This is a genomic window from Polymorphobacter sp. (assembly GCF_048007885.1).
Taxonomy (GTDB): domain Bacteria; phylum Pseudomonadota; class Alphaproteobacteria; order Sphingomonadales; family Sphingomonadaceae; genus Sandarakinorhabdus.
On the sequence record NZ_CP180346.1, the window covers coordinates 2,636,786 to 2,660,598 of the forward strand.

Annotated in this window: 24 protein-coding genes; 14 read left to right on the plus strand and 10 right to left on the minus strand. The window is 67.8% G+C overall.

Going from position 1 to position 23,813, the window contains the following annotated elements:
• Positions 1–8: 8 nt before the first annotated feature.
• Entirely contained in the window at positions 9–725 is a 717-nt protein-coding gene (locus ACMVO5_RS12780; RefSeq protein ID WP_416907876.1) for a MerR family transcriptional regulator, read from the plus strand.
• Positions 726–728: 3 nt separating this feature from the next.
• On the opposite strand, the gene ACMVO5_RS12785 is transcribed toward ACMVO5_RS12780, so the two are convergent.
• Positions 729–1,973, minus strand: a complete 1,245-nt coding sequence (locus tag ACMVO5_RS12785; RefSeq protein WP_416907877.1) for a hypothetical protein — start codon at positions 1,971–1,973, stop codon at positions 729–731.
• The gene (locus ACMVO5_RS12790) at positions 1,970–3,370 is read right to left on the minus strand and encodes a glycosyl transferase family protein (RefSeq protein WP_416907878.1); all 1,401 of its coding nucleotides are present in this window, start codon (positions 3,368–3,370) and stop codon (positions 1,970–1,972) included. The genes ACMVO5_RS12785 and ACMVO5_RS12790 overlap by 4 nt, the downstream gene beginning before the upstream one ends.
• A 254-nt stretch (positions 3,371–3,624) precedes the next feature.
• Here ACMVO5_RS12790 and thyA point away from each other — a divergent pair, with 254 nt between their 5' ends.
• From thyA to ACMVO5_RS12825, 7 genes are read left to right on the plus strand one after another with little or no spacing between them, the layout of a single operon-like run.
• Complete coding sequence (thyA, locus tag ACMVO5_RS12795; RefSeq protein ID WP_416907879.1) at positions 3,625–4,557, plus strand: thymidylate synthase; 933 nt, start codon at positions 3,625–3,627, stop codon at positions 4,555–4,557.
• An 11-nt stretch (positions 4,558–4,568) separates the two neighbouring features.
• A complete protein-coding gene (locus ACMVO5_RS12800) occupies positions 4,569–5,096 on the plus strand; it encodes a dihydrofolate reductase (protein WP_416907880.1) in 528 nt (175 codons plus the stop codon).
• Positions 5,096–6,340 (plus strand): dipeptidase, encoded by a 1,245-nt coding sequence (locus ACMVO5_RS12805; protein ID WP_416907881.1) that lies wholly within the window; start codon positions 5,096–5,098, stop codon positions 6,338–6,340. The genes ACMVO5_RS12800 and ACMVO5_RS12805 overlap by 1 nt, the downstream gene beginning before the upstream one ends.
• Before the next feature lie 9 nt (positions 6,341–6,349).
• A complete protein-coding gene (locus ACMVO5_RS12810) occupies positions 6,350–7,288 on the plus strand; it encodes a bifunctional riboflavin kinase/FAD synthetase (RefSeq protein WP_416907882.1) in 939 nt (312 codons plus the stop codon).
• Between the two features lie 46 nt (positions 7,289–7,334).
• On the plus strand, positions 7,335–10,244 hold the full coding sequence (ileS, locus tag ACMVO5_RS12815; RefSeq protein WP_416907883.1) for an isoleucine--tRNA ligase: 2,910 nt from the start codon (positions 7,335–7,337) through the stop codon (positions 10,242–10,244).
• Between the two features lies 1 nt (position 10,245).
• On the plus strand, positions 10,246–10,719 hold the full coding sequence (gene lspA, locus ACMVO5_RS12820; protein WP_416907884.1) for a signal peptidase II: 474 nt from the start codon (positions 10,246–10,248) through the stop codon (positions 10,717–10,719).
• On the plus strand, positions 10,712–11,110 hold the full coding sequence (locus tag ACMVO5_RS12825) for a DUF3035 domain-containing protein (protein WP_416907885.1): 399 nt from the start codon (positions 10,712–10,714) through the stop codon (positions 11,108–11,110). The genes lspA and ACMVO5_RS12825 overlap by 8 nt, the downstream gene beginning before the upstream one ends.
• A gap of 37 nt (positions 11,111–11,147) precedes the next feature.
• Here the strand turns inward: ACMVO5_RS12825 and ACMVO5_RS12830 are convergent, their stop codons facing one another.
• The 5 genes from ACMVO5_RS12830 to hflK all read right to left on the minus strand — a co-directional run bounded on the left by ACMVO5_RS12830 (position 11,148) and on the right by hflK (position 16,437).
• Positions 11,148–12,686, minus strand: a complete 1,539-nt coding sequence (locus ACMVO5_RS12830) for a helicase HerA-like domain-containing protein (protein WP_416907886.1) — start codon at positions 12,684–12,686, stop codon at positions 11,148–11,150.
• A gap of 80 nt (positions 12,687–12,766) precedes the next feature.
• The gene (locus tag ACMVO5_RS12835; protein ID WP_416909381.1) at positions 12,767–13,153 is read right to left on the minus strand and encodes a PDZ domain-containing protein; all 387 of its coding nucleotides are present in this window, start codon (positions 13,151–13,153) and stop codon (positions 12,767–12,769) included.
• Positions 13,131–14,399: a S1C family serine protease gene (locus tag ACMVO5_RS12840; RefSeq protein ID WP_416907887.1), complete on the minus strand. Its 1,269-nt coding sequence runs from the start codon at positions 14,397–14,399 to the stop codon at positions 13,131–13,133. Before ACMVO5_RS12840 ends, ACMVO5_RS12835 begins: the two co-directional genes overlap by 23 nt.
• A gap of 77 nt (positions 14,400–14,476) precedes the next feature.
• Positions 14,477–15,322, minus strand: coding sequence for a protease modulator HflC (gene hflC / locus ACMVO5_RS12845; protein WP_416907888.1), 846 nt, complete (start codon positions 15,320–15,322; stop codon positions 14,477–14,479).
• Between the two features lie 11 nt (positions 15,323–15,333).
• A complete protein-coding gene (gene hflK / locus ACMVO5_RS12850) occupies positions 15,334–16,437 on the minus strand; it encodes an FtsH protease activity modulator HflK (RefSeq protein WP_416907889.1) in 1,104 nt (367 codons plus the stop codon).
• A 136-nt stretch (positions 16,438–16,573) separates the two neighbouring features.
• Here hflK and ACMVO5_RS12855 point away from each other — a divergent pair, with 136 nt between their 5' ends.
• Together ACMVO5_RS12855 and ACMVO5_RS12860 are read left to right on the plus strand one after the other, a co-directional pair.
• A complete protein-coding gene (locus ACMVO5_RS12855) occupies positions 16,574–17,599 on the plus strand; it encodes a P-loop NTPase (protein WP_416907890.1) in 1,026 nt (341 codons plus the stop codon).
• Positions 17,596–18,027, plus strand: coding sequence for a CoA-binding protein (locus tag ACMVO5_RS12860; RefSeq protein ID WP_416907891.1), 432 nt, complete (start codon positions 17,596–17,598; stop codon positions 18,025–18,027). The genes ACMVO5_RS12855 and ACMVO5_RS12860 overlap by 4 nt, the downstream gene beginning before the upstream one ends.
• 22 nt (positions 18,028–18,049) lie before the next feature.
• Here ACMVO5_RS12860 and ACMVO5_RS12865 read toward each other — a convergent pair whose 3' ends face one another.
• Genes ACMVO5_RS12865 through ubiA form a run of 3 tightly spaced genes read right to left on the minus strand, consistent with a single transcriptional unit; the run spans position 18,050 to position 21,183 of the window.
• A complete protein-coding gene (locus ACMVO5_RS12865) occupies positions 18,050–18,892 on the minus strand; it encodes a 3'(2'),5'-bisphosphate nucleotidase CysQ (RefSeq protein ID WP_416907892.1) in 843 nt (280 codons plus the stop codon).
• The gene (locus tag ACMVO5_RS12870; protein WP_416907893.1) at positions 18,892–20,238 is read right to left on the minus strand and encodes a TldD/PmbA family protein; all 1,347 of its coding nucleotides are present in this window, start codon (positions 20,236–20,238) and stop codon (positions 18,892–18,894) included. Before ACMVO5_RS12870 ends, ACMVO5_RS12865 begins: the two co-directional genes overlap by 1 nt.
• Positions 20,239–20,265: 27 nt before the next feature.
• On the minus strand, positions 20,266–21,183 hold the full coding sequence (gene ubiA, locus ACMVO5_RS12875; protein ID WP_416907894.1) for a 4-hydroxybenzoate octaprenyltransferase: 918 nt from the start codon (positions 21,181–21,183) through the stop codon (positions 20,266–20,268).
• Positions 21,184–21,189: 6 nt separating this feature from the next.
• Between ubiA and ACMVO5_RS12880 the strand changes: the two genes are divergently transcribed.
• The 4 genes from ACMVO5_RS12880 (at position 21,190) to ACMVO5_RS12895 (ending at position 23,787) form a co-directional block, all read left to right on the plus strand.
• Entirely contained in the window at positions 21,190–21,942 is a 753-nt protein-coding gene (locus ACMVO5_RS12880; protein ID WP_416907895.1) for a 16S rRNA (uracil(1498)-N(3))-methyltransferase, read from the plus strand.
• Between the two features lie 160 nt (positions 21,943–22,102).
• Entirely contained in the window at positions 22,103–22,603 is a 501-nt protein-coding gene (locus tag ACMVO5_RS12885; RefSeq protein ID WP_416907896.1) for a TadE/TadG family type IV pilus assembly protein, read from the plus strand.
• Positions 22,548–23,309, plus strand: a complete 762-nt coding sequence (locus ACMVO5_RS12890) for a pilus assembly protein TadG-related protein (protein ID WP_416907897.1) — start codon at positions 22,548–22,550, stop codon at positions 23,307–23,309. The genes ACMVO5_RS12885 and ACMVO5_RS12890 overlap by 56 nt, the downstream gene beginning before the upstream one ends.
• Positions 23,245–23,787, plus strand: coding sequence for a hypothetical protein (locus tag ACMVO5_RS12895; RefSeq protein ID WP_416907898.1), 543 nt, complete (start codon positions 23,245–23,247; stop codon positions 23,785–23,787). The genes ACMVO5_RS12890 and ACMVO5_RS12895 overlap by 65 nt, the downstream gene beginning before the upstream one ends.
• Positions 23,788–23,813: the final 26 nt, after the last annotated feature.

Genomic DNA, 23,813 nt, shown 5'->3' on the forward strand with positions numbered 1-23,813 from the left:
GAAGTCTCATGCGCATGCGAGACCTTGAAAAAGCCAGTGGTGTGGGGCGGGAGACGATCCGTTTCTATATTCGTGAGGGGCTTTTGCCTGAGCCGGAGCGGGTGAGCCGCAATTCGGCCTTTTACAGTGATGAGCATGTGCTGCGGCTGAAGCTGATCAAGCGCTTGCAGGAGGAGCGGTTCTTGCCGCTGGCGGTGATCAAGGGGCTTTTGGAGGCGGAGGACAGCGCGCGCTGGCTGGGGCCGCAGTCGTTTCCGTTGCTGGACAAGACGCTGGCGGCGCGGATCGGCGCGGGCGGGGCGCCGCAGCTGCTGGGCGACATCATGCAGGCGCAGGGCTTTGACCGCCATTATGCCGATGCGCATGTGGTGACTGGCATGGTCGAGGTGGACGCGGAGGGCCGGGTTTCGCCGGCCGATGCGTCCATTTTGGATACGCTGAAGGCGCTTTGGGACCTGGGCTTTACCCGCGACCGGGGGTTCATGCCCGAGGACATGCGGATGTTTGTCGAGCTGGTCGAATGGCTGGTGGCGCAGGAGATGAAGATGTTTTTTGGCCATATGACCGATGTGGCCGAGGACGAGGCCGCCGACATGGCGACGGCGGGTGTGGCGCTGATCAACGATCTGCTGGCCAAGCTGCACAACCGGGCGGTGCTGAAGGCGCTGCAGGCGCGGCATCTGGTGGCCAATGACAATAGTGACGAATTGGGCGGGGAGGCCTGACGCCTAGAAGCTGGTGCCGAGCGTGAGCGCGGGGCCGCTGCCGGGCAGGGCCTGGCCGGCGATGCGCTGGCGGTAATCGGCGGAGAGTTCGAGAGCGAGGCGGCCCTGGCCGAGGCGCACCGCGGCCGAGGGGCCGACATCAAGGCGGCCGATGGTGGCGGGGCCGGTGTTTTGCAGGCTGGCCCAGCTGCCGAGCCCGGCGGACAGGCTGAGATTTCTGGAACTGAGGAGCGGCGCGAGCGCGCGGGCCTGGCCGGCGGCGAGGCTGTCACCGTTGCCGAGCAGGCTGGCCTCGCCATAGGCATCGAGCGCGAGCGGGCGGCCGAGCAGGCGCAGGCGCTGGCTGGTGCCGCCGCTGAGGCGGAGCAGCCAGTCGTCGCGGGCATCATCACCGACGGCGATCAGGCGCTCGGCGGTGAGGCTGAGGGCGGGGAGAAGCTCATAGCGGACGCCGAGGGCGGCTTGGGCGCTGCGCGGGTCGGTGCGGCCGGTGGCGTCGGTGGCGGCGTTGAGGCGAGCGCTGAGCGTGATGGGGCGGCGCGCGAGCGGGTTTGGCGTGTAGCCGAGTGCGGCACCGCTCTGGCTCCCGCCGAGCAGCGGGCCGGTGAGGAGGCCGGTGGCGGGATCGGCGGGGCTTTCGCGCAGCAGGGCGAAGGCCTGGCCGGACCAGCGGCGTTTGAGCGCGCGGGCCTGCTGCTGCCACTGCGGCTGGCGGGGATCAGGGGCGGCGGGATTGTCGGCGGCGAGTGCGGCTTCGAACAGGCGCAGCGCTTCGCGCTTGTTGTTTTGGGCGAGCTTTTCATAGGCGGCCGCCGCGAGCAGGCCGGCGGTGGGATCGGGCGGGGGCGGTGCGGCGGGGCTGGCGGGGGTGGGAAGGGGGGTGGGTGGCGGGGACGGGCTGGATTGGGGCGGGAGGGCATAGCTGAACTGGGGTTGGGGCTGGCCTTCGGGGGCGGGGCCGTAGTGATGGATGTGGATGATCTGGGGCGCGGGGGCGGGCGCGGGGGTTGGGGTGGGGACCTGGATGTAGATGGGCTGGAGCTGGATGGCGGAGGTTTGAGCGGGGGTTTGAGCGGGGGTTGGCGCGGGGGGGCTGGTGGTGGGGCTGGTGATGGCGGCGAGGCGGCTGTGGGTTTCGAGGGTGGCGGGCAGGCGGGCGGCGAACCAGCCGAGGGCGAGCGCGCCGAGGATGGTGAAGGCCTGGAAGGGCTGGCTGGCGGGCCGGTGAGAGGGGGGCTGGCTCGTCATGCGGGATTGGCGGGGAAGCGATGCAGGGTCTTGCCCCAGACGGGCGGGGTGCTGCTGGCGCGGAGCTGGCGGTAGCGGCGGATGGCAGCGAGTGCCGCGAGCGCGTTGACGAGATTGCTGGTGAGGCTGCGCGGGATGGCCATCAGGCCTTGGGCAAGGCCATGGGCGCGGGCGGTGAAGAGCGCGCGCATGGCGAGCCGCCAGCCGAAGATGGCGAGATTGGCGGCGAGCAGCCAGGCCAGCGGCGAGCCCGGCGCGACCGGCGGCGGCAGGGCTTCGGCACCGGGGACGAGGCGGCGGATGAGGGCGAGTGCGACGAAGCCGAGCGCCAGCGCATAGCCGAGGAGGGCGAGGAGGGCTGTGAGGATCGCCTTGCGGTCCCGGTACAGCATGTAGCGGGTGGCGAGGCCGGGCGGCCAGCCCAGCCGGTCCCAGCCGGCGAGCGCGATGCCGGTGAGCCAGCGGCTTTTCTGGGCGACGGCCGCGCTCAGGGTGGCGGGGAAATGCTCGGCGGTGGCGACGCTGACGGCTTCCCCGCGGCTCTTGAGGCGGACCATGGCCGAGCGGCGGCCGAGGCCATGGACGCGGTGGCCGATCTCATAATCTTCGGTGAGGCTGGTGGCATCGAAGGGGCCGCCGCGGCGCTGCGCGGCGATGCGGCCCAGCGTTTCGCGGCACAGGCCCGAGGCGACGCCGGCGGAGGGCACGGCGGCGCCGAGCGCCTCGCGGACGACGAGATCCTTGGCATGGGCTTCGGCGAATTCATCGAGATAATGGCCGGCGATCCAGGGCGAGGCGGGATCAGCGAGCGGGCGGACGGGGAGCTGGACGAGGCTGAGGCCGGGGATGAGCGCATTGTGGATGTGGAGCTCATGTGGGTGGACGACATCTTCGGCATCATGGAGGACGATGGCCTTGAAGCGGCGGCCGGTGCGGGCTTCATGGCGGGTTGCGGCGGCCCAGATGTGATTGAGGCAATCGGCCTTGCTGGTGGGGCCGGGGCGGGCGCAGCGCACGGCCTGGAGGCGGCTGTCGTGAGCGGCGAGCGCGGTGACGATGGCCTGGCCCTTGGGATCATTGGGATAGAGGCCGATGAAGACGCGGTAATCGGGATAATCGAGGGTGGCGGTGAGATGGCGGAGCATGTCGCCGATGACGGCGGATTCGTCCCAGGCGGGCACGAAGATGGCGATGGGGGCTGCGGGTGTACGGCCGATCAGGCTCTGGACGTCGGCGCGGGGATGGCGGCGGTAGACGGTAAGGCGGCGCCACAGGCTGCGGGCGAAATAGACGCCGTCGATGAACAGATCATCGAGGCCGGAGAGGAGGAACAGGAGTGCGGTGAGCAGGGCGGCTTCGGCGAGGAGCAGCTGGGCGAGGAGAAGGGCCTCGGTCATGGCTCACGCTTTGGGGAGACGCCCCGGCGGGCTGTGATGGCGCAGACGGGGAGGGCCGTATGCATCAGGACACAGCCGCCGGGACGTCCTCGGCGACGGGCAGGGGTGGCGGAGGGTCAACGCACCACCGACCTGCCCGCGCCGATCTCGGAGAGGGGTGCGGGACGGGATGACTTGCCAATGCCGCGCCGTCTCGCTGATAGAGGGGCGGACTGGCAGGACAGGGACTGGCAGGATAGGGAAAGGGACGGGACTTGGACGGCGCGCGGCACCCGGAACATCAATATCTCGACCTGGTGCGCCGTGTCTGGGAGAGCGGCAGCGAGCGGGTGGACCGCACCGGCGTGGGCACGCGGGCGCTGTTCGGGGCGCAGATGCGCTTTGACCTGTCGGACGGGACGGTGCCGCTGCTCACGACCAAGCGGGTGTTCTGGAAGCCGGCGGTGCGGGAGCTTTTGTGGTTCTTGAGCGGGGGGCGCAACATTGCGCCGCTGGTGAAGGAGGGCGTGCATATCTGGACCGACTGGCCGCTGGCGAATTACCGCGCGGCGACAGGAGAAAACCTGTCCCGCGAGGATTTCGAGGCGCGGATTTTGGCGGATGAGGGCTTTGCCGCGCGCTGGGGCGACCTGGGGCCGGTTTATGGGGCGCAGTGGCGCGACTGGCCGCGCTATGTGCGCGAGGCCGACGGCCGCTACGTGCGCGCGGCGCACGGCCATGACCAGATCGGCACGCTTGTCACACAATTGCAAAGCAACCCCCATAGTCGCCGTTTGATCTTTACCGGCTGGAACGTCGCCGAGATCGATGAAATGGCCCTGCCTCCGTGCCATATGACTTACCAATTTTTCGTTAACGAGCGTAAACTATCTTGCATTTTGTATCAAAGGTCATGCGATTTGGGGCTCGGTTTTGCATTTAACATTTTCGAGGCGGCGGTTTTGCTGCGGATATTGGCGAAACATTGTAAAATGACGCCCGATGAGCTGGTGTGGATGGGGGCGGATTGTCATGTCTATCTGAATCATGCGGCGATGATCGAGACGCAGCTGGGGCGGGAGCCAAGGCCATTTCCGCGGCTTGAGATTGGCGGGGCCGCGGAATTGGTTTTTGACCATCGGTTCGAGGATTTTTCCGTTGAGGGCTATGATCCGCACCCGGCGATCAAGCTGCCGGTTGCAGTATGACGGGCGGCGGCATGAGCGGGCGGCGCAGCATCGTGCTGGTGGTGGCGCGGGCGCGGAACGGGGTGATTGGCGCGGACGGCGCCATGCCCTGGCATCTGCCGGGCGACCTCAGGCGCTTCAAGGCGATGACCGTGGGCAAGCCGGTGGTGATGGGGCGCAAGACCTTCGAATCGATTGGCCGGCCGCTGCCGGGGCGGCACAATATCGTGCTGACCCGCGACGCCGGCTGGCGGGCGCAAGGGGTGAGCGTGGCGGCGAACATGGCCGAGGCGCTGGCGGCGAGCGGCATGGACCCACGCACCTTTGGCGAGATCATGGTGATTGGCGGCGGCGCGGTTTATGCACAGGCGCTGCCGCTGGCCGACCGGGTGGAGCTGACCGAGATTGACCTGGCGCCTGAAGGCGACACGTTTTTTCCGGACTTGCCGGGCGATGTGTGGCGCGAGGTGGCCCGCGAGAGGGTGGCGGCCGAGGGTGAGCGGCCGGCGCATGACTTTGTGACGCTGGTGCGCCGGGAGACGCCAGAGGGAGAGGTGTGATGCGCTGGCTGGTGGCGGTGGCAGTGGTGCTGGTGGTGGGACTGGTGGGGTTTTTCGGCCTTGGCCCGATGCTGGCGGAGCGCGCCATGAACCGGGTGGCGGGGCCGGGCCAATGGCTGGTGAGCGAGGAGGCGCGGGCGCTGCATGGGCGGCTGATGATTGTCGACCTGCACGCCGACACGCTGCTCTGGCGGCGGGGGATTTTGGCGCGGGGCGCGCGCGGGCATGTCGATTTGCCACGACTGCAGGCGGGCGGGGTGGCGCTGCAGGTGTTTTCGAGCGTGACCAAGACGCCGCGCGGGCAGAATCTGGAGGCCAATGACGGCGATAGCGACAATATCACCCTGCTGGCGGTGGCGCAGATGCAGCCGGTCAGGACCTGGGGGAGCCTGGTCGAGCGCTCGCTCTGGCATGCGGAAAAGCTGGACGCGGCGGTTCGGTCTTCTGAAGGGCTGCTCTGGCCGGTGCGGGCGCCGGCCGATATCGACCGGCTGCTGGATGACCGGCTGGAGGGGCGGCCGGTGATCGGCGCGCTGCTGAGCACCGAGGGCGCGCACAATCTTGCGGGCGATCTGGCCAATTTTGACCGGCTGTATGCGGCTGGCTTCCGGATGATGGGGCTGGTGCATTTTTTCGACAATGAGGTGGGCGGCTCGATGCATGGCCGGGCCAAGGGCGGGCTGACCGACTTTGGCCGCCAGCTTGTGGCGCGGATGGAGGAGAAGGGCGTGATCGTCGATCTGGCGCATGCCAGCCGGGAGACCTTCTTTGATGTGCTGGCGGCGGCGCGGCGGCCGGTGGTGGTGAGCCATGGCGGGATCAAGGCGACGTGCGACAGCCCGCGCAACCTGGATGAGGAGCAGCTCGAAGCCTTGGCGGCGAATGGCGGGCTGATCGGCATCGGCTATTGGGAGGCGGCGGTGTGTGCGCCGACGCCCGAGGCGGTGGCGAAGGCGATTGTGGCGGCGGCCGAGATCATGGGGGTGGACCATGTGGCGCTGGGCTCGGACTTTGACGGGGCGGTGACGACGGGCTTTGACACGGCGCAGCTGGCGGCGATCACCGATGCGCTGCAGCGCGCCGGCATGATCGATTATGACATCGAGAAGGTGATGGGCGGCAATGCGCTGCGGCTGCTGAAGAGCGGACTGGCGCCGATGGCGGCGGCAGAGGACAGGGACGCGGGCGGGGCTGAAGCGGGAGCGGCGGATGAGGCCCTTCCGGAAACGCGGGCCGGGCGCTAAGGGGCGTTGATGGAGACTGTGACCGGGGGGGCGCCGCTGCCTGCGGCCTTGCGAGGCGGCGTGGTGGCGCTTGGCAATTTTGACGGGCTGCACGCCGGGCATCAGGCGGTGCTGGGCCGGGCGCGGGCGCTGGCGCGGGCGCGCGGGGTGCCGGCGCTGGTGGCGAGCTTTGCGCCGCATCCGGCCCGGCTGTTTAAGCCCGAGCTGCCGCCCTTCCGGCTGACCGATGATGTGCAATGGGCGCGGCTGGCGGCCGGGCTGGGGATGGACGGGGCGGTGCTGATTCCCTTTGACCGGGCGCTGGCGGGGCTGGGGGCCGAGGACTTTGTTTCGGACTGGCTGGTGGCGCGGCTGGGGGTTTCGGGCGTGGTGACGGGGGCGGACTTCACCTTTGGCCGGGGACGCGAGGGAGATGTGGCGCGGCTGGCCGCACTTGGCGCGCGGCATGGCTTTTCGGCCGATGTCGTGCTTGCGGTGGAAGACGGCGGGGGCGTGATCTCCTCGACGCGGGTGCGCAAGGCGCTGGGTGCGGCGGACCCGGCGGGGGCGGCGGCGTTGCTCTCCCGGCCGTTCACGGTGCGCGCCGAGGTGGTGCACGGGGCGAAGCTGGGGCGGCAGCTGGGCTTTCCCACCGCCAATATGCGGCTGGGGGATTATGTGCGCCCGGCTTACGGGGTTTATGCGGTGTGGGTGCGGCTGCCTTCGGGCGCGCGGGTGATGGGGGTGGCCAATCTGGGGGTGCGGCCGATGATCGAGCCGCCGGAGGAGCTGCTGGAGACGTGGCTGCTGGACTTTGAGGGCGACCTTTACGGGCAGGTGCTGGAGGTGGAGCTGATCGCCTATCTGCGGCCCGAGCTGAAGCTCGATGGGCTTGATGCGCTGGTGGCGCGGGTGATGCGCGATGCGGAAGACGCGCGGGCGGCGCTGGCGCTTTCGGTTGAACCGTGAAACGGGCCGTGACAGGGGCGCGCGCGGTCACTAGACGCTCAGGGCTATGAGCAAGCCAGATTACCGCGACACGGTGTTTTTGCCGCGCACCGATTTTCCGATGAAGGCCGGGCTGCCCGAGAAGGAGCCGGGCATTTTGGCGCGCTGGCAGGATGAGGACCTTTATGGGCAGCTGCGCAAGGCGCGGGCCGGGCGGCCGAAGTGGATTTTGCACGACGGGCCGCCCTATGCGAACGGCGACATGCATATTGGCCATGCGCTCAACCACACGCTGAAGGACATGGTGGTGCGCACGCGCTCGGCGCTGGGCTTTGATGCGCCCTATGTGCCGGGGTGGGACTGCCATGGGCTGCCGATCGAATGGAAGGTGGAGGAACAGTACCGCGCGAAGAAGCTGAACAAGGATGATGTGCCGAGGGCCGAGTTTCGCGCCGAGTGCCGGGCCTATGCGAAGCATTGGGTGGAGGTGCAGGCCGGGCAGCTGAAGCGGCTGGGGGTGAACGGCGACTGGGCGCGGCCTTATCTGACGATGGACTTTGAGGCCGAGGCTGTGATCGTGGCCGAGCTTCTGAAGTTTGCCGAGACGGGCCAGCTGTATCGCGGGGCCAAGCCGGTGATGTGGTCGCCGGTGGAGAAGACGGCGCTGGCGGAGGCGGAAGTTGAATATGAGGATGTGACGTCGACGCAGATCGATGTGGCGTTCGAGATTGTGGAGGCGCCGGGCGCGCCGGAGCTGGTGGGGGCGTTTGCGGTCATTTGGACGACGACGCCGTGGACGATTTCGGTGAACCAGGCTTTGGCTTATGGGCCGGAGGTTGAGTATCTCGCCCTTAAGGTAACGCAGGAATACACAGGTGCAGGCACATGGGTCCTTGACCGTGTGTTTCTGGTTGCCGCTCCGCTTTTGGCGCAATTTGAGCAACGACAGCTGGAATACACAAAAGCAGGACATGCTAGCATCGCCGCTCATGAAGTTGTTTGGCGTGGTCCCGGCTCCGAGCTCAAAGGCGCAATCGCCCGCCACCCCATGCACGCTCTAGGCGATTTTTACGCCAAACCCCGCCCCTTCCTCCCCGGCGATTTCGTCACCACCGACGCCGGCACTGGCCTTGTCCACATGGCCCCCGATCACGGCGAGGACGATTTTGCCCTGTGCAAGGGCAATGGCATCAATCCCGTGTTCGCTGTCGAAGCCGATGGCCGATACCGCGCCGACTGGCTCTGGCTCGGCGCCACAGGCAACGTCATCAACGAAAAGTTCAATGCCCCCGATGGTCCCATCTGCACAGATCTGCGCGAAACCAGCGCACTCCTGTCAGCCGGCCCCTTCAAGCACAGCTACCCCCATAGCTGGCGCTCCAAGAAACGCGTCATCTACCGCTGCACCCCGCAATGGTTCATCCCCATGGACACGCCGCTGGTGCATCTTCCGGCCAAGTCCAAGGCCGAAAAAAACTGGGAGGGGGAAGGCGGCGCTATCGATCCGGCAGACGAGACGCTCTTCGCCTCGCCGACCTTGCGTGACGTCGCAACAACAGCCATCGCCGACACCCGGTTCATCCCCGAAAAAGGCCGAAACCGCATTGGCGCCATGGTCGCTGATCGGCCTGATTGGGTCATCTCCCGCCAGCGCGCCTGGGGCGTCCCCATCACCCTGTTCGTCGATCGCAAATCCGGCGAGTATCTGAAAGACCCCGCAATCAACGCCGCGATCATCGCCGCGGTGCGCGAGGGCGGTGTGGACGCCTGGACGCCGGAACTGGCGCGCGCGCTGCTGGGCGACCGGGCCGATGACTATGAGCAGGTGACCGATATTCTCGACGTGTGGTTCGACAGTGGTTGCACCCATGCGTTTGTTTTGGAGAGCGGGCGCTGGCCCGAGCTGCGCTGGCCGGCGGACCTGTATCTGGAAGGGTCGGACCAGCACCGGGGGTGGTTCCAGTCCAGCCTGCTCCAGAGCTGCGGGACGCGGGCGCGCGCGCCTTATGACGCGGTGCTGACGCATGGCTTCACCATGGACCAGAACGGGCGGAAGATGTCGAAATCGCTCGGCAATACCATCGATCCGCTGGTTTTGATGAAGGAGTATGGAGCGGACATTCTGCGGCTGTGGGCGGCGAGCGTGGACTTTACCGAGGATCACCGGATCGGGCCGGAGATCTTGAAGGGCGTGGCCGACCTTTACCGCAAGCTGCGCAACAGCTTCCGCTATCTGCTGGGCGCGCTGGACGGGTTTGTCGAGCGCGAGCGGCTGGCGGCGGCCGACATGCCGGAACTGGAGCGCTGGGTGCTGCACCGGCTGGCGGAGATTGACGGGGAATTGCGCGGCTATATCGAGGCGTTTGATTTCAACGCCTATGTGGGGGCGATTTCGGGTTTTGTGAACAATGACTTGTCGGCGTTTGTGTTCGATATTCGCAAGGACAGCCTGTATTGCGACGGGGCTGATGCGCTGACGCGGCGGGCCTATCGGACGGTGCTCGACACGCTGTTTCAGGCGCTGGTGCGCTGGCTGGCGCCGGTGATGGTGTTCACGGCCGAGGAGGTGTGGGGGACGCGCTATCCGGACGGTGGCTCGGTGCATCTGCTGGAATGGCCGGAGATTGAGGCGGGCTGGCGGGACGAGGCGCTCGGCGCGCGTTTCGAGCGGCTGCGGGGCCTGCGTGGGCTGGTGACCGAGGCGATCGAGCCGCTGCGCAAGGGGCGGGTGGTCGGCTCGGGGTTGGCGGTGGACGTGACGATGACGCTTCCGGACGAGGAGCGGGCGCTGGTCGAGAGCGTCGACTTTGCCGAGCTTTGCATCACCAGCAGCGTGCGCGTGGTGCCGGGCGCGGCGGCTTCGGTGGCGGTGGCGGCGACGGATTTGCCGCGCTGCGAGCGCTGCTGGCGGCATCTGCCCGATGTGGACGATGAAAGCGGGCTGTGCGGGCGCTGTGACGGCGTGGTGACGGGCTGAGATGTGGACGCCCTATGCGCTGGCGGCGCTGGTCTTTGTTTTGGATCAGCTGTCCAAATGGTGGATATTGGAGGTGGTGCGGCTGCGCGAGATCGGCTTTGTCGATGTCTTGCCGGTGTTCCGGTTGACCTTTGTGGGCAATGTCGGCGTGTCGATGGGGCTGTTCGGCGCGGGCTCGGAGGTGCAGCGCTGGGCGCTGGTGGCGGTGACGGGCGGGATTGCGCTGGCGGTGGCCATCTGGGCGGCGCGCGAGAAGAACCGCTGGGACGGGGCCGCGCTCGGGCTGGTGCTGGGGGGGGCTGTCGGCAACATCGTCGACCGGGTACGCTTTGGCTATGTGGTCGATTTTCTGCATGTCTTCTGGGGTGAGTGGAGCTTTTGGGTGTTCAATATCGCCGACGGTGCGATTACCATCGGTGTGCTAATGCTGCTACTCCGGGCCTTGATGCCTGATAAGGACAAAACTCATGCGTGAACTCTCCCTTGCTCTGATCGGTGTGGCGGCGCTGGCGCTTTCGGCGTGCGGCGGCGGCAACCGGCTGGGCGAGCAGCGCGGGCCGGACGAGCTGGCGATCAGCCGCTCGGCGCCGCTGGTGGTGCCGAGCGAGTTCAACCTGGTGCCGCCGCGCCCCGGCGATCCGCGCGCGACCAGCGCGGACGCGCAGCAGCAGGCGATGGAGGCGCTGTTCGGCCCCGGCATCAGGGTGCCGCCGCGCTCGCCGGCTGAGCAGCAGCTGCTGGAGCAGGCGGGGGCGGCGAATATCGAGCCGGGCATTCGCTCCAATGTCGGGGATTTCGGCGACGCAGACGGTCGACAAGGGGGCCTTTGTGCGCGAGCTGGTGAGCGCGCCGGCGGGCGACCTTGACACTAACCGCGCGCAGGTCAGCCTGGCGCAATAATCCCTATTTGAACAGCGAGCCGAGCAGGCCGCGGACGAACTTCTGGCCGCTCTTGCCGGCCAGCTGGCGGCCCAGGCTGCTGGCGGCCGAGCGCGCCATCGAGGTGGCGAGCGTTTCGGTGAGCGACTTGGGCTGGCTGCGGGCGCGGGCGCGCTCAGCGCGCTCGGCGGCGGCGCGGGCCTTTTCGGCGTCTGCTGCGGCCTTGGCTTCGGCCTCGGCGGCTTCGGCGCGGGCCGAGGCTTCGGCGGCCTGCTGGCCGCGGGCGAGCAGAATTTCATAGGCGGATTTGCGGTCGGCAAGCGCGTCATATTTTGACTTGAAGCTCGACCAGTCGAGGAAGCGCTGACGCTCTTCTGCGGTGAGCGGGCCGACGCGGGCGCGCGGCGGCGCGATGAGCGTGCGCTCGACCGGTGCAGGCGCGCCGTCTTTCTGAAGGAGCGAGACCAGCGCTTCGCCGACCTTCAGCTGGGTGATGGCTTCGGCGACATCGAGGCCGGGGTTGGCGCGGAAGGTTTCGGCGGCCTGTTTGATGGCGCGGGCATCCTTGGGGGTGAAGGCGCGCAGCGCGTGCTGGACGCGGTTGCCGAGCTGGCCGGCGACGGTTTCGGGGATGTCGACCGGGTTTTGGGTGATGAAATAGACGCCCACGCCCTTGGAGCGGATCAGGCGGACAACCTGCTCGACCTTTTCGAGGAGCGCCTTGGGGGCTTCGTCGAAGAGCAGATGGGCTTCATCGAAGAAGAAGACGAGCTTGGGCTTGTCCGGGTCGCCGACTTCGGGGAGCGTTTCGAACAGCTCGGCCAGCAGCCAGAGCAGGAAGGTGGCGTAGAGGCGGGGGCTGCGCATCAGCCGGTCGGCGGCGAGGATGTTGACCTGGCCATGGCCTTGCGGATCGATGCGCATGAGATCGTGAATGTCGAAGGCGGGCTCGCCGAAGAAATGGGCGCCGCCCTGATCTTCGAGGGTGAGCAGGCGGCGCTGGATGGCGCCGACCGAGGCGCGGGTGACATTGCCGTAGCGGGCGGAGAGCTCTTTCGCGTTGTCGGCGGTGAAGGCGAGCATCGACTGCAGATCCTTGAGATCAAGCAGCATGAGATTTTCTTCATCGGCATAGCGGAAGGCGATGGTGAGCACGCCCTCCTGCGCTTCGGTGAGATCGAGGAGGCGGCTGATCAGCAGCGGCCCCATTTCGGAGACGGTGGTGCGGATCGGGTGGCCCTGTTCGCCGAACAGATCCCAGAAGACGGTGGGGTTGGCGGCGTAGGCGTAATCGGGGACGGCGATTTCGGTGGCGCGCTTCATTGTCCAGCCGGCATCCTCCGAGCCGGCGACGGCCATGCCGGCGAGATCGCCCTTCACATCGGCGAGGAAGACGGGGACGCCGGCGCGGCTGAAGCCCTCGGCGATGGTCTGGAGGGTGACGGTCTTGCCGGTGCCGGTGGCGCCCGCAATGAGGCCGTGGCGATTGGCGCGCTTGAGGACAAGGGCCTGAATGTCGTCGTTGGTGCCGAAGGTGTTGCGGCCGATGTAGAGGTCAGTCATGCCCGTCTCCCTGATGGAACAGGGATAGCGGCTTGAAGGCAGGGTTAGAAGGGGGCGTGAACGCCCCCTTCATGGACCGGTTACTTCTTTTCTTCGCTCAGCTTGACGCCGACGAGGCGGGCCGGGCCGGCGCCGCGGCGGACCTGCAGCAGCACCGTGTCGCGGCCGGCCTTGCGGGCGGCATCGACGGCGGCGGCGGCTTCGGCAGGGGTCGTGGTCGGCGTCTGGTTGATGCTGACGATGACGTCTCCGCGTTGCAGGCCCTTGCGGGCGGCGTCGGAATTGCGGCCGATGCCGGCGATGACCACGCCCTTGGCGTCGGCTTCCAGCTTCTGCTGGGTGCGGATCGCGTCGGTGAGCGGGGTCAGCGTGATGCCGAGCGATTGGCGCGCGGCCTCGGCGGCTTCGGCCTCCTCGTCGGGGGCTTCTTCCTCTTCCTCCGGATCAAGGCCGACGCGCGACTGGATGACCGATTTCGGACGGGCGCTGGGCGATGGTGACGTTGACCGTGCGGCGCTGGCCGTCGCGGATCAGCTCGATGGGCACGGTGGTGCCGACCGGCGTGCTGGCGATGACGAAGGACAGGGTGTTGTCGAAGGTGATGTCCTGCCCGGCGATGCGGACGATGACATCGCGCACCTTGATGCCGCCGCGCGCGGCGGGGCCGGTCGGCTCGACGGTGGCGACGATCTCGCCGCGATCCTTGGGCAGGCCCATGGCATCGGCGATGTCCTTGGTCATCGGTTGGATGCCGACGCCGAGATAGCCGCGCTTGACGGTGCCGCTGGTCTTGAGCTGGGCGATGATCGGGCGGGCGACTTCGGCGGGCACGGCAAAGCCGAGGCCGACATTGCCGCCCGTGGGCGAGAAGATGGCGGTGTTGACGCCGATGACATTGCCCTGGAGATCGAACAGCGGGCCGCCGCTGTTGCCCTGGTTGATCGAGGCATCGGTCTGGATATAGCGGTCGAACTGGCCGCCGATGTTGCGGTGGAGCGCCGAGACGATGCCGGCGGTGACGGTGCCGCCCAGCCCGAAGGGATTGCCGATGGCAATCGCCCAGTCACCGACACGGATATTGTCGGAGGGTGCGAAATCGACGAACGGCAGGTCCTTGGCGTCGATCTTGAGCAGCGCCATGTCGGAGAGCGGATCGCGGCCGACGACCTTGGCTTCATATTCGGTGCGGTCGGCAAGGGTGACGGTGATCGATTCGACCACCGGGGCGTCGGGCGAGGGGCGGCCACCGCGGCGGCGACCGTCTTCGGCGGAGATGACGTGATTGTTGGTCACGACATAGCCATCGGCCGAGATGATGAAGCCTGAGCCGAGCGAATTGGCTTCGCGGGTGGCGGGTTCGCCGTCCTCTTCCTGCTGTTCCTGAAAGCGGCGGAACAGCTCTTCGAGCGGCGAGCCGGGCGGCAGGCCGCGCACGCGCGAGCGCACCGGCACCTTTTGCGTGGTGGAGACGTTGACCACGGCGGGGGCGAGCTTGGCGGTGAGCTCGGCAAAGCTGCGCGGGGCGCCGCCGGGCGGGTTGATGGGCTGGGCCGGGGGGACGGCGTTTTGCGCGACCGGTGCGACCGGGGTGAGCGAGGTGGCCGGCTGGCTGTTGGCGCTCTGGTTGGCGGACGGCATGAGGATGGCGGCGGCACCGGCGACGACAAGGGCGCCGGGGATGAGGGCTGCGCTGATGCGGCGGGCGATGGGCATGAACGAAAGTGCCTTTGCTGATTGAACCTGTGTTGGCGGCGGTGTGCCGAAGCGCCGCCTAACCGGCGATGAATGGCTTAACGATTGCTGCGATTGCCTTCGAACTCGCGCAGGAACTCATTGTCGGAGGACATGACGATCGACGAGTTCGAGTTGGTGAAGGTGGTGCGATAGGCCTGCATGGCGCGGTAGAAGGCGTAAAATTCCGGGTCCTTGTTGAAGCTTTCGGCATAGGTGCGGGCGGCTTCGGCATCGGCTTCAGCGCGGACCAGCTGGGCCTGCTTCTGGCCTTGGGCGCGGATGGTGAGCGCCTCCTGCTGGCGGGCCGAGCGCATGCGCTGGAAAGCGGATTTGAGCGGCGTGCCCGAGGGCAGGTCGGCGCGCTTGATGCGGACATCGACGATTTCGGCGCCATATTGCTTGGCCTGACGGTTCACCGAGGTCTGGATGTCTTCCATCATCTGCGAACGCTCGGGGCTGAGCAGGGCGTCGAAACGCTGCTTGCCGAGCTCGTTCCTGAGGCGCGAGGTGAGGATGCGCTTGAGGGCGTCGGTGGCGTTGGCTTCGGTGCCGACGGTTTGCAGCATGCGCAGCGGGTCGGTGATGCGGTAGCGGGCGAAGGCATCGACGACGAGGCGCAGCTGGTCGGTGGAGAGCACGGTCTGGGCTTCCATGTCGAGATCGAGGACGCGCTTGTCGATGAAGATGACATTTTCGATGAAGGGGACCTTCAGATTTAGGCCGGCGCCGCCCATGCCGAACAGCTCGTTGGGCTTGTAGGCATTGACGATGCGCTCGGGCTTGCCGAAGCGCAGGACGATGCCCTGCTTGCTTTCGGGCACGGTGTAGAGCGCGCTGGTGCCGACGACGACGAGCGCGAAGGCGATGATGGCCCAGAGGACGGGGTTTCTGGCGATCGACATAGGGGCCTCGCTTATTGCTCTGCGGCCGCGCGGGCGCGCTTGCCGACTTCGGGGAGCGGCAGATAGGTGGTGACGTTGCTACTCTCGACCACGGTCTTGTCGACCTTGCTCAGCACGCTCTCCATGGTTTCGAGATACATGCGCTTGCGGGTGACCTCGGGGGCCAGCCGGTATTGCGCATAGACGGCATCAAAGGCCGCGGTGGCGCCTTGGGCTGCGGCAAGCAGCTGCTGGGCATAGGCGCGGGCCTGGTTGAGATACTGCTGCGCGTCCTGCTGGGCGGCCGAGACATCCTTGAAGGCATCATCGACGGCGGACGGCGGATCGGCCTGGCGGATGTCGACGCCGCGAATGTCGATGCCGGAATTGTAGCTGTCGAGCACGTCCTGCATGCGGACGCGCACTTCCTCGGCGATCTGGGCGCGCTGCGGGCCGATGGCATCGGTGAGGGTGGCGCGAGAGATTTCGGCGCGCATGGCGCTTTCGGCGACTTCGCGCACGGTCTGCTCGGGGTTGGCGAGCGCGAACAGGAACTGCTCGGGATTGCGGATCTTCCAGCGCACCGCATAGGCGAGCGTGATGATGTTCTGGTCCCCGGTGATCATCAGGTTTTCGGCATTGCCTTCGGCGCCGATGTCGATCGAGTTGATCTGCTCGACACGGCGCAGCACGACGGTATCGATGGGGAAGGGCAGCTTGAAGTGCAGACCGGGCTCGGTGGTTTTGACATAGCTGCCGAAGCGCAGGACGACGCCGCGCTCCTGCGGGTTAACGCGGTAGAAGCTGGAGAAGATCAGGCCGGCAGCGATCACGGCCAGCACCGCCCAGAGCGCGCCCTTGCTGCCGATAGCTTCAAGGCCGCCGCCGCCACCGCCGCCGCCGCCGAAGCGGCCGCCACCGCCGCCGCCACCGGGCAGCGAGCGCAGCTTCTCCTGACCCCGGCGGATGATGTCGTCGAAATCACGGTTGCCGCTGGGGCGCGGAGTGGGCTTGCGCGGCGGGGTATCGCCCCAGGGGCTCTTGGGGCCGCCATCGCCTTCGCCGCGCTCACCGCTGCGGCCACCGCTCTTGTCCCCCCAGGGGCTGCCGCCTTCGTTGTTGTTGGTCCAGGGCATGAATGGGCTTTCCGTCTTTCGGGCTGGATGTACGGCCCTATATAGACCCTCTTGGCGAATTTGCGAGGGCGTGACACTGACGCCGTGTCGCGTGCGGCGTGATGACTGGTGTGCGCCTTAACTTTGGGAATTTGGAATGGCTTTGCAGGATCGGGTGGCAACGGCGTTGGCGGAGGTGGCCGATCCGGCGGGCGGCGGCGATGTGATGGCGAGCGGCCGGGTCTCGGGGCTGGTGGTCAAGCCCGACGGCGCGGTGGGGCTGGTGCTGGCGGTGGACGGGCTGGACCGGGCGGCGGCCGAGCGGCTGCAGGCGGCGACCGAGGTGGCGGTCAACCGGGTGGCGGGGCCGAAGGCGGCGCGGATCATCTTGACCGCCGACCGGGGCAGTGTGGCGGCGGATGCGCGGCCGGCGCAGAGCACGATACCCGGCATCAGGAAGCTGATCGCGGTGGCGAGCGGCAAGGGCGGGGTGGGCAAATCGACGGTGTCGGTGAATTTGGCGGTGGCGCTGGCGCGGCAGGGCTATGCGGTGGGGCTGCTGGATGCGGACATTTACGGGCCGTCGGTGCCGACGCTGCTGGGCATTGAGGGGCGCGCGGCGCTGGAGGGCAACCGCTTGCAGCCCGCGCTCGCGCATGGGCTGAAGGCGCTGTCGATGGGGATGATGACCGACCCGGGCAAGGCGATCATCTGGCGCGGGCCGATGGCGAGCTCGGCGCTGGTGCAGATGGTCGAGCAATGTGACTGGGGGGTGCTCGATGTGCTGGTGATCGACATGCCGCCGGGCACCGGCGATGTGCAGCTGACCATGGCGCAGAAGCTGAAGCCGGACGGGGCGGTGGTGGTGAGCACGCCGCAGGACCTGGCGCTCATTGATGCGCGGCGCGCCGTCGCAATGTTTGGCGAGGTGGGGGTGAAGGTGCTGGGGCTCATTGAGAATATGAGCGGCTATGCCTGCCCCGAATGCGGGGCGGTGAGCCATCCCTTCGGGCAGGGCGGGGCGGAGGCGGAAGCAGCCGCCATCGGCGCGCCGTTTCTGGGCCGGGTGCCGCTCGATATGGGCATCAGGAGCGATTCGGATGCGGGGCAGCCGGGGCGCGGGGTGGCGGCAGAGGCGTTTTTGCCGATTGCGCTCAGGCTGGCGCGGGAGACGGGGCTATGAGCCTGTTGGTGGACGATGCCGGGATTGCCGCCCTTCTGGGCCGGGTGAAGCGGATTGCGCTGGTCGGGGCTTCGGCCAATCCGGCGCGGGCGGCGCATGAGGTGATGGGCTTTCTGATGCGGCGCGGCTTTGAGGTGGTGCCGGTCAATCCGGCGCTGGCGGGCGAGACGCTGATGGGACAGGCTGTGGTGGCGACGATTGGCGAGGCGGGCGCGGTCGATATGGTCGATGTGTTCCGCCGCGCGGATGCCGTGCCGGAGATTGTGGACGACGCGATTTCGGCCGGTGTGCCGGCGCTGTGGTTGCAGCTTGGCGTGATCCATGAGGCGGCGGCGGCGCGGGCGGCGGCGGCGCGGGCGGTGGCGGCGGGGATGGACGTGGTGATGGACCGCTGTCCCAAGCAGGAGATCATGCGGCTGAAGCTGTGAACGGGGGCTGTGAGCGGGCGCTCTAGCTGGCGGCGCGGCGGTGGGCGGCGAAGACGGCGAGCGCGTGGCTCAGATAGTCGAGTGTGAGCGCGTGATGGGCGGGCGTGGCGGCGGCGAGGCCGTGGATGAGGGGCGCGGGCTTGTTGAAGGTGAGCGGTTGGCCATGGCGGTCGGTGATGCGGCCGCCGGCTTCGGTGAGGATGAGGCTGGCTGCTGCAATGTCCCATTCGTTGATGGTGCGGCCTTCGAGCCAGGCATCGGCTTCGTCGGCGGCGATCTTGGCGGTGCGCAGCGCGAGGCTGTTGGGCTTTTCGACGAGGCTGCCGCCGGGCCAGGGGGCGGGCCAGAACGGGGCGTCGAGATTTTGCGGGTCGATGGGCAGGCGCAGGCTTTCAGGAGCAGTGCTGACTGCGAGCTTCTGGCCGTTGAGGGTGGCGCCCTGACCAAGGGCCGCGAGGAAGAGCTGGTTTCGGGCGGGGGCGGCAAGGGCGGCGACGAGGGGCTGGCCGGCCTCGACAAGCGCGATGCTGACCGCCCAGCCGCTGCGGCCGCGGACGAAATCGCGGGTGCCGTCGATGGGATCGACGATCCAGACGCGCGATTTTTCGAGGCGGGCGGTGGTGTCGGCGGTTTCTTCGGACAGCCAGCCGTCATGGGGACGGGCTTCGGCGAGGCTGGCTTTCAGAAAGGCGTCGACCTCGAGATCGGCGCGGCTGACGGGATTGCCGACGGACTTGTCCCACCAGTCTTGCGGGCCGTTGAAATGGGTGAGGGCAAGGGCGGCGGCATCGACGGCGAGGCGGGCGGCGAGATCGGCGTCTGATTCAGCAGCAGGGGGGGCGGGGGCGCCGGGGGCGGCAGGCATCAGGCGCCCGCGATGGTCATGCCGTCGATGCGCAGGGTTGGTGCGTTGCTGGCGTGGCGGAAGTGGAGGTCATTGGCGGGCGTGAGCGCCTTGAACATGGCCTTGAGATTGCCGGCGATGGTGATTTCGGCGACCGGCGTGGTGATCTCGCCATTTTCGATGAGGAAGCCCGAGGCGCCGCGCGAATAATCGCCGGTGAGGCCGTTGACGCCCATGCCGATGAGCTCGGTGATGAGGACGCCGCGCTTGATGTCGGCGATCAGCGCTTCGGGGCTGAGGGGGCCGGCTTCGAGATGGAGGTTGGACGGGCCGGCGCCGGGCGGCCCGCCCGCCCCCCGGCTGGCATGGCCGGTGGGGGCGAGGCCGAGCTGGCGGGCGCTGGCGCAGTCAAGGAGCCAGCTGGTCAGCACGCCGTCATCGATGAGCGCGCGGCGCAGCGTCGGCAGGCCCTCGCCGTCGAAGCTGCGGCCGCGCAGGCTGCGCGGGCGCAGCGGATCATCGATGATGCGGATGCCGGGGGCAAAGACCTGGGTGTTCAGGGCGTCTTTGAGGAAGCTGGTGCCGCGCGCGATGGCGCTGCCGGTGACGGCGCCGATGAGATGGCCGATGAGGCTGGCTGAGATACGGCGATCGAAAACCACGGGCAGGCTGGCGGTGGCGAGCTTGGTGGGGCCGAGGCGGCGCACGGCGCGGGTGCCGGCGCGGGTGCCGATTTCGCGCGCCGCTTCGAGATCTTCGAAATGGCGGGTGCTGGCCCAGGCATAGTCGCGCTGCATGGCGCTGCCTTCACCGGCGATGACGCTGGCCGACAGGCTGAAGGAGGAGGAGGCCCGCGCGGCGGCAAAGCCGGTGCTGGTGGCGAGCGCGGTGACGGCGCGGCCTTGGGCGGCGCCGCCGCCTTCGGAATTGGTAACGCCGGCGACCGCGCGGGCGGCGTCTTCGGCTTCCAGCGCCAGCGCCTTCAGGGTTTCGGGGGAAAGGTCGGTCTGGTCTTCGAGATCGAGATCGAGCGGCGGGGTTTTGAGCAGCAGCGCCGGATCGGCGAGGCCGGTGAACCGGTCTTCGGGCGCGAGGCGGGCCATGGCGACGGCGCGCTCGGCGGCTTCGGTGAGGGCCTTGGGCGAAAGATCGGAGGTGACGACATTGGCGGCGCGCTGGCCGACGAAGACGCGCAGGCCCAGCTCCTCCCCTTCCGATCGGCCGACATCTTCGAGCGCGCCGAGCCGCACCGCGATGCTGGTGCTGGCGTCACCCCCGTAGACGGCGTCGGCCGCGTCGGCCCCGGCGGTGCGGGCGGCGGCGAGGATGGTGTCGAGACGGTCGAGGGCCTGTGAGGGGGTGAGCATGGCTTTTGCTTTAGGGTGTGTGGCGCATCACACAAGGCCGACGACGGCTGTGGCGGCGAAAAGCAGCACACCGGCCTGACGGTTTGACCGGAACAGCGCCAGCGCATTTTCGGGCGTGGTGTCGGACAGGCGCTGGACCTGGCGGGCGAGATGGAGGCCCAGCGGGAGTGCGGCGAGCGGGCTGAGCGGGCTGGGCAGGGCGGCGAACAGGGCGGCGGCGAGCGCTGTGAGGCTGAGCGCATAGAAGACGGCGACGCCGCTGCGGGCGCGGGGGCCGAGCGCACGGGCGGAGGACTTGATGCCGGCCATGGCGTCATCCTCAATGTCTTGCAGGGCGTAGATGGTGTCGTAACCGAGCGTCCAGAAGACGCCGGCGGTGTAGAGCAGCAGCATGGCGGCGGAGGGACTGGCCACCGCTGTATAGCCGACCAGCGCGCCCCAGTTGAAGGTGAGGCCGAGCCAGGCCTGGGGCCACCAGGTGATGCGCTTCATATAGGGATAGGCGGCGACGAGCAGCAGGCTCCCTAGCGCCACGCCCTGGGCCAGCGGGCGCAGCTGGAGGAGGACGATAAGGCCGAGGAGCGAGAGGGCGATAGCGAAGGCGAGTGCGGCGCGCACGCTGATGGCGCCGCTGGCGACGGGGCGGTCGCGGGTGCGGGCGACCTGGGCATCGAGCTTGCGGTCGATGATGTCGTTCCAGACGCAGCCGGCCGAGCGCATGGCGAGGCTGCCCAGCAGGAACCAGAAGATCAGCGGCCAATGGGTGACGAGGCCGCCGGCGAGCGTCAGACCAGCCGCGCAGGGCCAGAACAGGAGCCAGCTGCCGGCAGCGCGGTCGAGCCGGGCGAGGCAGGCATAGGCCTGGGCGCGCGGCGGCAGCCAGCCGAGCCAGACGGGCGGATCGGCATCGGGCGTGGATATGGGCTTCGGTGCCGTGCTAGCCATGGGGGTATGAGCGAAACCCTGCCCGATCTGTCAAGCACGCCAAGGCTGATGGTGGCGGGGCCGCTGGTGGCGGGCGCGGCGCTGGTGCTGCCGCCGGCTGCCTCGCATTATCTGGGGCAGGTGATGCGCCGCCAGCCGGGCGACCTTGTGCGGGTGTTTGACGGGGCCAGCGGAGAATGGGCGGCGCGGGTTGATTCGGTGACGAAAAAGGCGGTGACGCTGCGGCTGGTGGCGCCGAGCGCGCCGCAGGAGCTTGTGGCGGACCTGTGGCTTTGTGTCGCACCCCTGAAAAGGGGCCGGATCGACTGGATGGCGGAGAAGGCGTGCGAATTGGGCGTGGCGCGGCTGGTGCCGGTGTTGACGGCGCGCACGGTGGTGGACCGGCTGAATCTGGACCGGCTGCGGGCGCATATGGTGGAGGCGGCCGAGCAATGCGGGCGCACGGCGGTGCCGGAGCTGGCCGAGCCGATGAAGCTGGCGGCGTTGCTGGCGAATTGGCCGGCGGGGCGACAGCTTGTTTTTGCGGATGAATCGGGCGGGGCGCCGATGGCGCACGCGCTCATGGGGACGGCCGGACCGGCGGCGATCCTGATCGGGCCGGAGGGCGGCTTCACGCGCGAGGAGGCGGCGCTGGTGCGGGCGCGGCCTGAGACGCTGGCGGTGAGCCTGGGGCCGCGCATATTGCGGGCGGATACGGCAGCGGCGGTGGCGGTGGGGCTTTGGCAGGCGCTGGTGGGCGACGGGGCGATTGCAGGCTGAATTGTTGCCCAATTATCAAAAAGTGTAAATTTTAATTGGTCTTAACGGGCTTTATTGATGCCAGTTGTTGACTCTGAGCGATGAATCGCGGACCTTAAAGGGAGATTAATAATCACGGAGTTGTACCCCGTATTTTGCTGGGGGCAAGCAGGAGTTTGTGATGGCACGGCGGGTGCGATCAGTGTTGGCGAAGTTGCGCGGTTGCCGGGATGGCTCGGTGGCGGCGGAGTTTGGCATGGTGGCGCCGCTGTTCTTTGCCTTGTCCATGGGCGGCATTGAATATGGTTCGGTGGCGCTTTCGGCGAGCTCGATGCAGCTGGCGGCCAATGTCGCGGCGCGCGAAGTGGCAGTGAACCGGATGTCGGAAGCGGCGGTGACGGCGAAGATCCAGCCCTATCTGCCGGGCTGGATGGCGGGCAATGTCACGGTTGAGGTGAGCGAGAGCCATCCGACCGAGCCGCGCATCAATGTCATCACGATCACCATGACGGCGCCGGCTTCAAGCGCGACGCCGATTGCGATGTTCACCAAGGCGATGTCGTGGACGGTGTCGGCCGAGGCCCATGTGCAGCAGGAGATGCCCTTCGACACGGTGGCCGGGCAGGATGACGGCGGTGACGATGACGGCGGCGGCGATGATGATGGAGTTGGTGATGATTGATCGTCTTGCACGGATGCGGCGGCGGCTGGGCCAGCTTCGCCGCGACGACAGCGGTGCCGTGGCCTTCATATTCGCCGCGATGATGCCGGCGGTGCTGGGTGGGCTGGCGCTGGCGGTGGATGTGTCGCTCTACCGGATTTCCTACACACGGCTGCAGGCGGCGGCGGATTCGGCAGCGCTGGCCGGGCTGCAGGCGATGGCCAAGGGCGGCAATGCCAAGACCACAGCGCTCAGCATCGTGTCGGGCAATATTCCCTCGGCTTATGGCGAGGTGATGAAGGAGACCGATATCCAGATCGGCACCTATTCGACCGCGACTGGCTTTGTGCTGGGCGGCGGGGCCAATGCCAATGCGGTGCGCGTGGTGGCGGCGCGCTCGCCGGCGCGCGGCAATGCGATCCCGTCGATCTTTGCGTCGCTGTTCAAGATCGCGCCCACCGAGGTGAGCGTGCAGGCGATTGCGGCGCGGCCGATCAACGTGTTTTACGAGCCGCCGGAGCTGACCAACCTCGACAATGAGGCGGGCGATTTCAACGAGCTCTATGTCTATTGCTTCGATTTCGACCGGGACCGGGCCGGTGGAGAGCCGGCGCACGCAGATGACGCTGATGTCGAGCAACATGCCGAGCAACCGCAATGTGGTGACCGAGAGCGGCGGGATCATTCCGGTCAATCCGCCGGCGCCCGAGGATCTGACCTGGCCTGAATGCAACCAGGAAGGGCAGACGCTGAGCTTCCGGCTGCGCAACGTGCGCCATGCCAAGTCGGTCAAACAACTCTGGGCCGATGAGAATTACGAGACTGGTGGCAAGCGCCCCGGCCGGCCCGAGCATAACCACTATACCGACACGGTGGTCGTGGACGGCAAGGAGACGTTTCCGGGGCTGAACCGGCAGATTGTCGAGACGGTGCGCTGCGACACGCGTGACCAGTGTGACACGTCGAAGTCGGGCCATATCATCCCTGCGGGCAGAAACCGGACGCCGTCGCTTTCGAACACCGCCTGTGCGCCGGGCAAGTTCATGTATTTCGGCTGGGAGGACCGGCCGCAGGACATGGACGGGGCCAAGGGCAACTGGCTTGACCCGGCCTGGACCGACAAGGACTTCAACGACATCGTCGTGGTGATGCGCTGCCCGCGCTCGGGGCAGCTGGGCGACGGGCTGGCGCGGCTGGTCAGCTGAGCTGGTGGCAGATGATGGAGAGGCCC

Bases quoted from the DNA above. Each gene is read 5' to 3' on its own strand.
- ACMVO5_RS12885 (WP_416907896.1), top strand. From the start codon at position 22,103: ATGGCACGGCGGGTGCGATCAGTGTTGGCGAAGTTGCGCGGTTGCCGG.
- ACMVO5_RS12830 (WP_416907886.1), bottom strand. From the start codon at position 12,686: ATGACTGACCTCTACATCGGCCGCAACACCTTCGGCACCAACGACGAC.
- ACMVO5_RS12880 (WP_416907895.1), top strand. From the start codon at position 21,190: ATGAGCGAAACCCTGCCCGATCTGTCAAGCACGCCAAGGCTGATGGTG.
- ACMVO5_RS12780 (WP_416907876.1), top strand. From the start codon at position 9: ATGCGCATGCGAGACCTTGAAAAAGCCAGTGGTGTGGGGCGGGAGACG.
- ACMVO5_RS12800 (WP_416907880.1), top strand. From the start codon at position 4,569: ATGAGCGGGCGGCGCAGCATCGTGCTGGTGGTGGCGCGGGCGCGGAAC.
- lspA (WP_416907884.1), top strand. From the start codon at position 10,246: ATGTGGACGCCCTATGCGCTGGCGGCGCTGGTCTTTGTTTTGGATCAG.
- ACMVO5_RS12825 (WP_416907885.1), top strand. From the start codon at position 10,712: ATGCGTGAACTCTCCCTTGCTCTGATCGGTGTGGCGGCGCTGGCGCTT.
- ACMVO5_RS12870 (WP_416907893.1), bottom strand. From the start codon at position 20,238: ATGCTCACCCCCTCACAGGCCCTCGACCGTCTCGACACCATCCTCGCC.
- ACMVO5_RS12785 (WP_416907877.1), bottom strand. From the start codon at position 1,973: ATGACGAGCCAGCCCCCCTCTCACCGGCCCGCCAGCCAGCCCTTCCAG.
- ileS (WP_416907883.1), top strand. From the start codon at position 7,335: ATGAGCAAGCCAGATTACCGCGACACGGTGTTTTTGCCGCGCACCGAT.
- ACMVO5_RS12860 (WP_416907891.1), top strand. From the start codon at position 17,596: ATGAGCCTGTTGGTGGACGATGCCGGGATTGCCGCCCTTCTGGGCCGG.
- ACMVO5_RS12840 (WP_416907887.1), bottom strand. From the start codon at position 14,399: ATGCCCATCGCCCGCCGCATCAGCGCAGCCCTCATCCCCGGCGCCCTT.
- ACMVO5_RS12790 (WP_416907878.1), bottom strand. From the start codon at position 3,370: ATGACCGAGGCCCTTCTCCTCGCCCAGCTGCTCCTCGCCGAAGCCGCC.
- ubiA (WP_416907894.1), bottom strand. From the start codon at position 21,183: ATGGCTAGCACGGCACCGAAGCCCATATCCACGCCCGATGCCGATCCG.
- ACMVO5_RS12810 (WP_416907882.1), top strand. From the start codon at position 6,350: ATGGAGACTGTGACCGGGGGGGCGCCGCTGCCTGCGGCCTTGCGAGGC.
- ACMVO5_RS12865 (WP_416907892.1), bottom strand. From the start codon at position 18,892: ATGCCTGCCGCCCCCGGCGCCCCCGCCCCCCCTGCTGCTGAATCAGAC.
- hflC (WP_416907888.1), bottom strand. From the start codon at position 15,322: ATGTCGATCGCCAGAAACCCCGTCCTCTGGGCCATCATCGCCTTCGCG.
- hflK (WP_416907889.1), bottom strand. From the start codon at position 16,437: ATGCCCTGGACCAACAACAACGAAGGCGGCAGCCCCTGGGGGGACAAG.
- ACMVO5_RS12855 (WP_416907890.1), top strand. From the start codon at position 16,574: ATGGCTTTGCAGGATCGGGTGGCAACGGCGTTGGCGGAGGTGGCCGAT.
- ACMVO5_RS12805 (WP_416907881.1), top strand. From the start codon at position 5,096: ATGCGCTGGCTGGTGGCGGTGGCAGTGGTGCTGGTGGTGGGACTGGTG.
- ACMVO5_RS12890 (WP_416907897.1), top strand. From the start codon at position 22,548: ATGACGGCGGTGACGATGACGGCGGCGGCGATGATGATGGAGTTGGTG.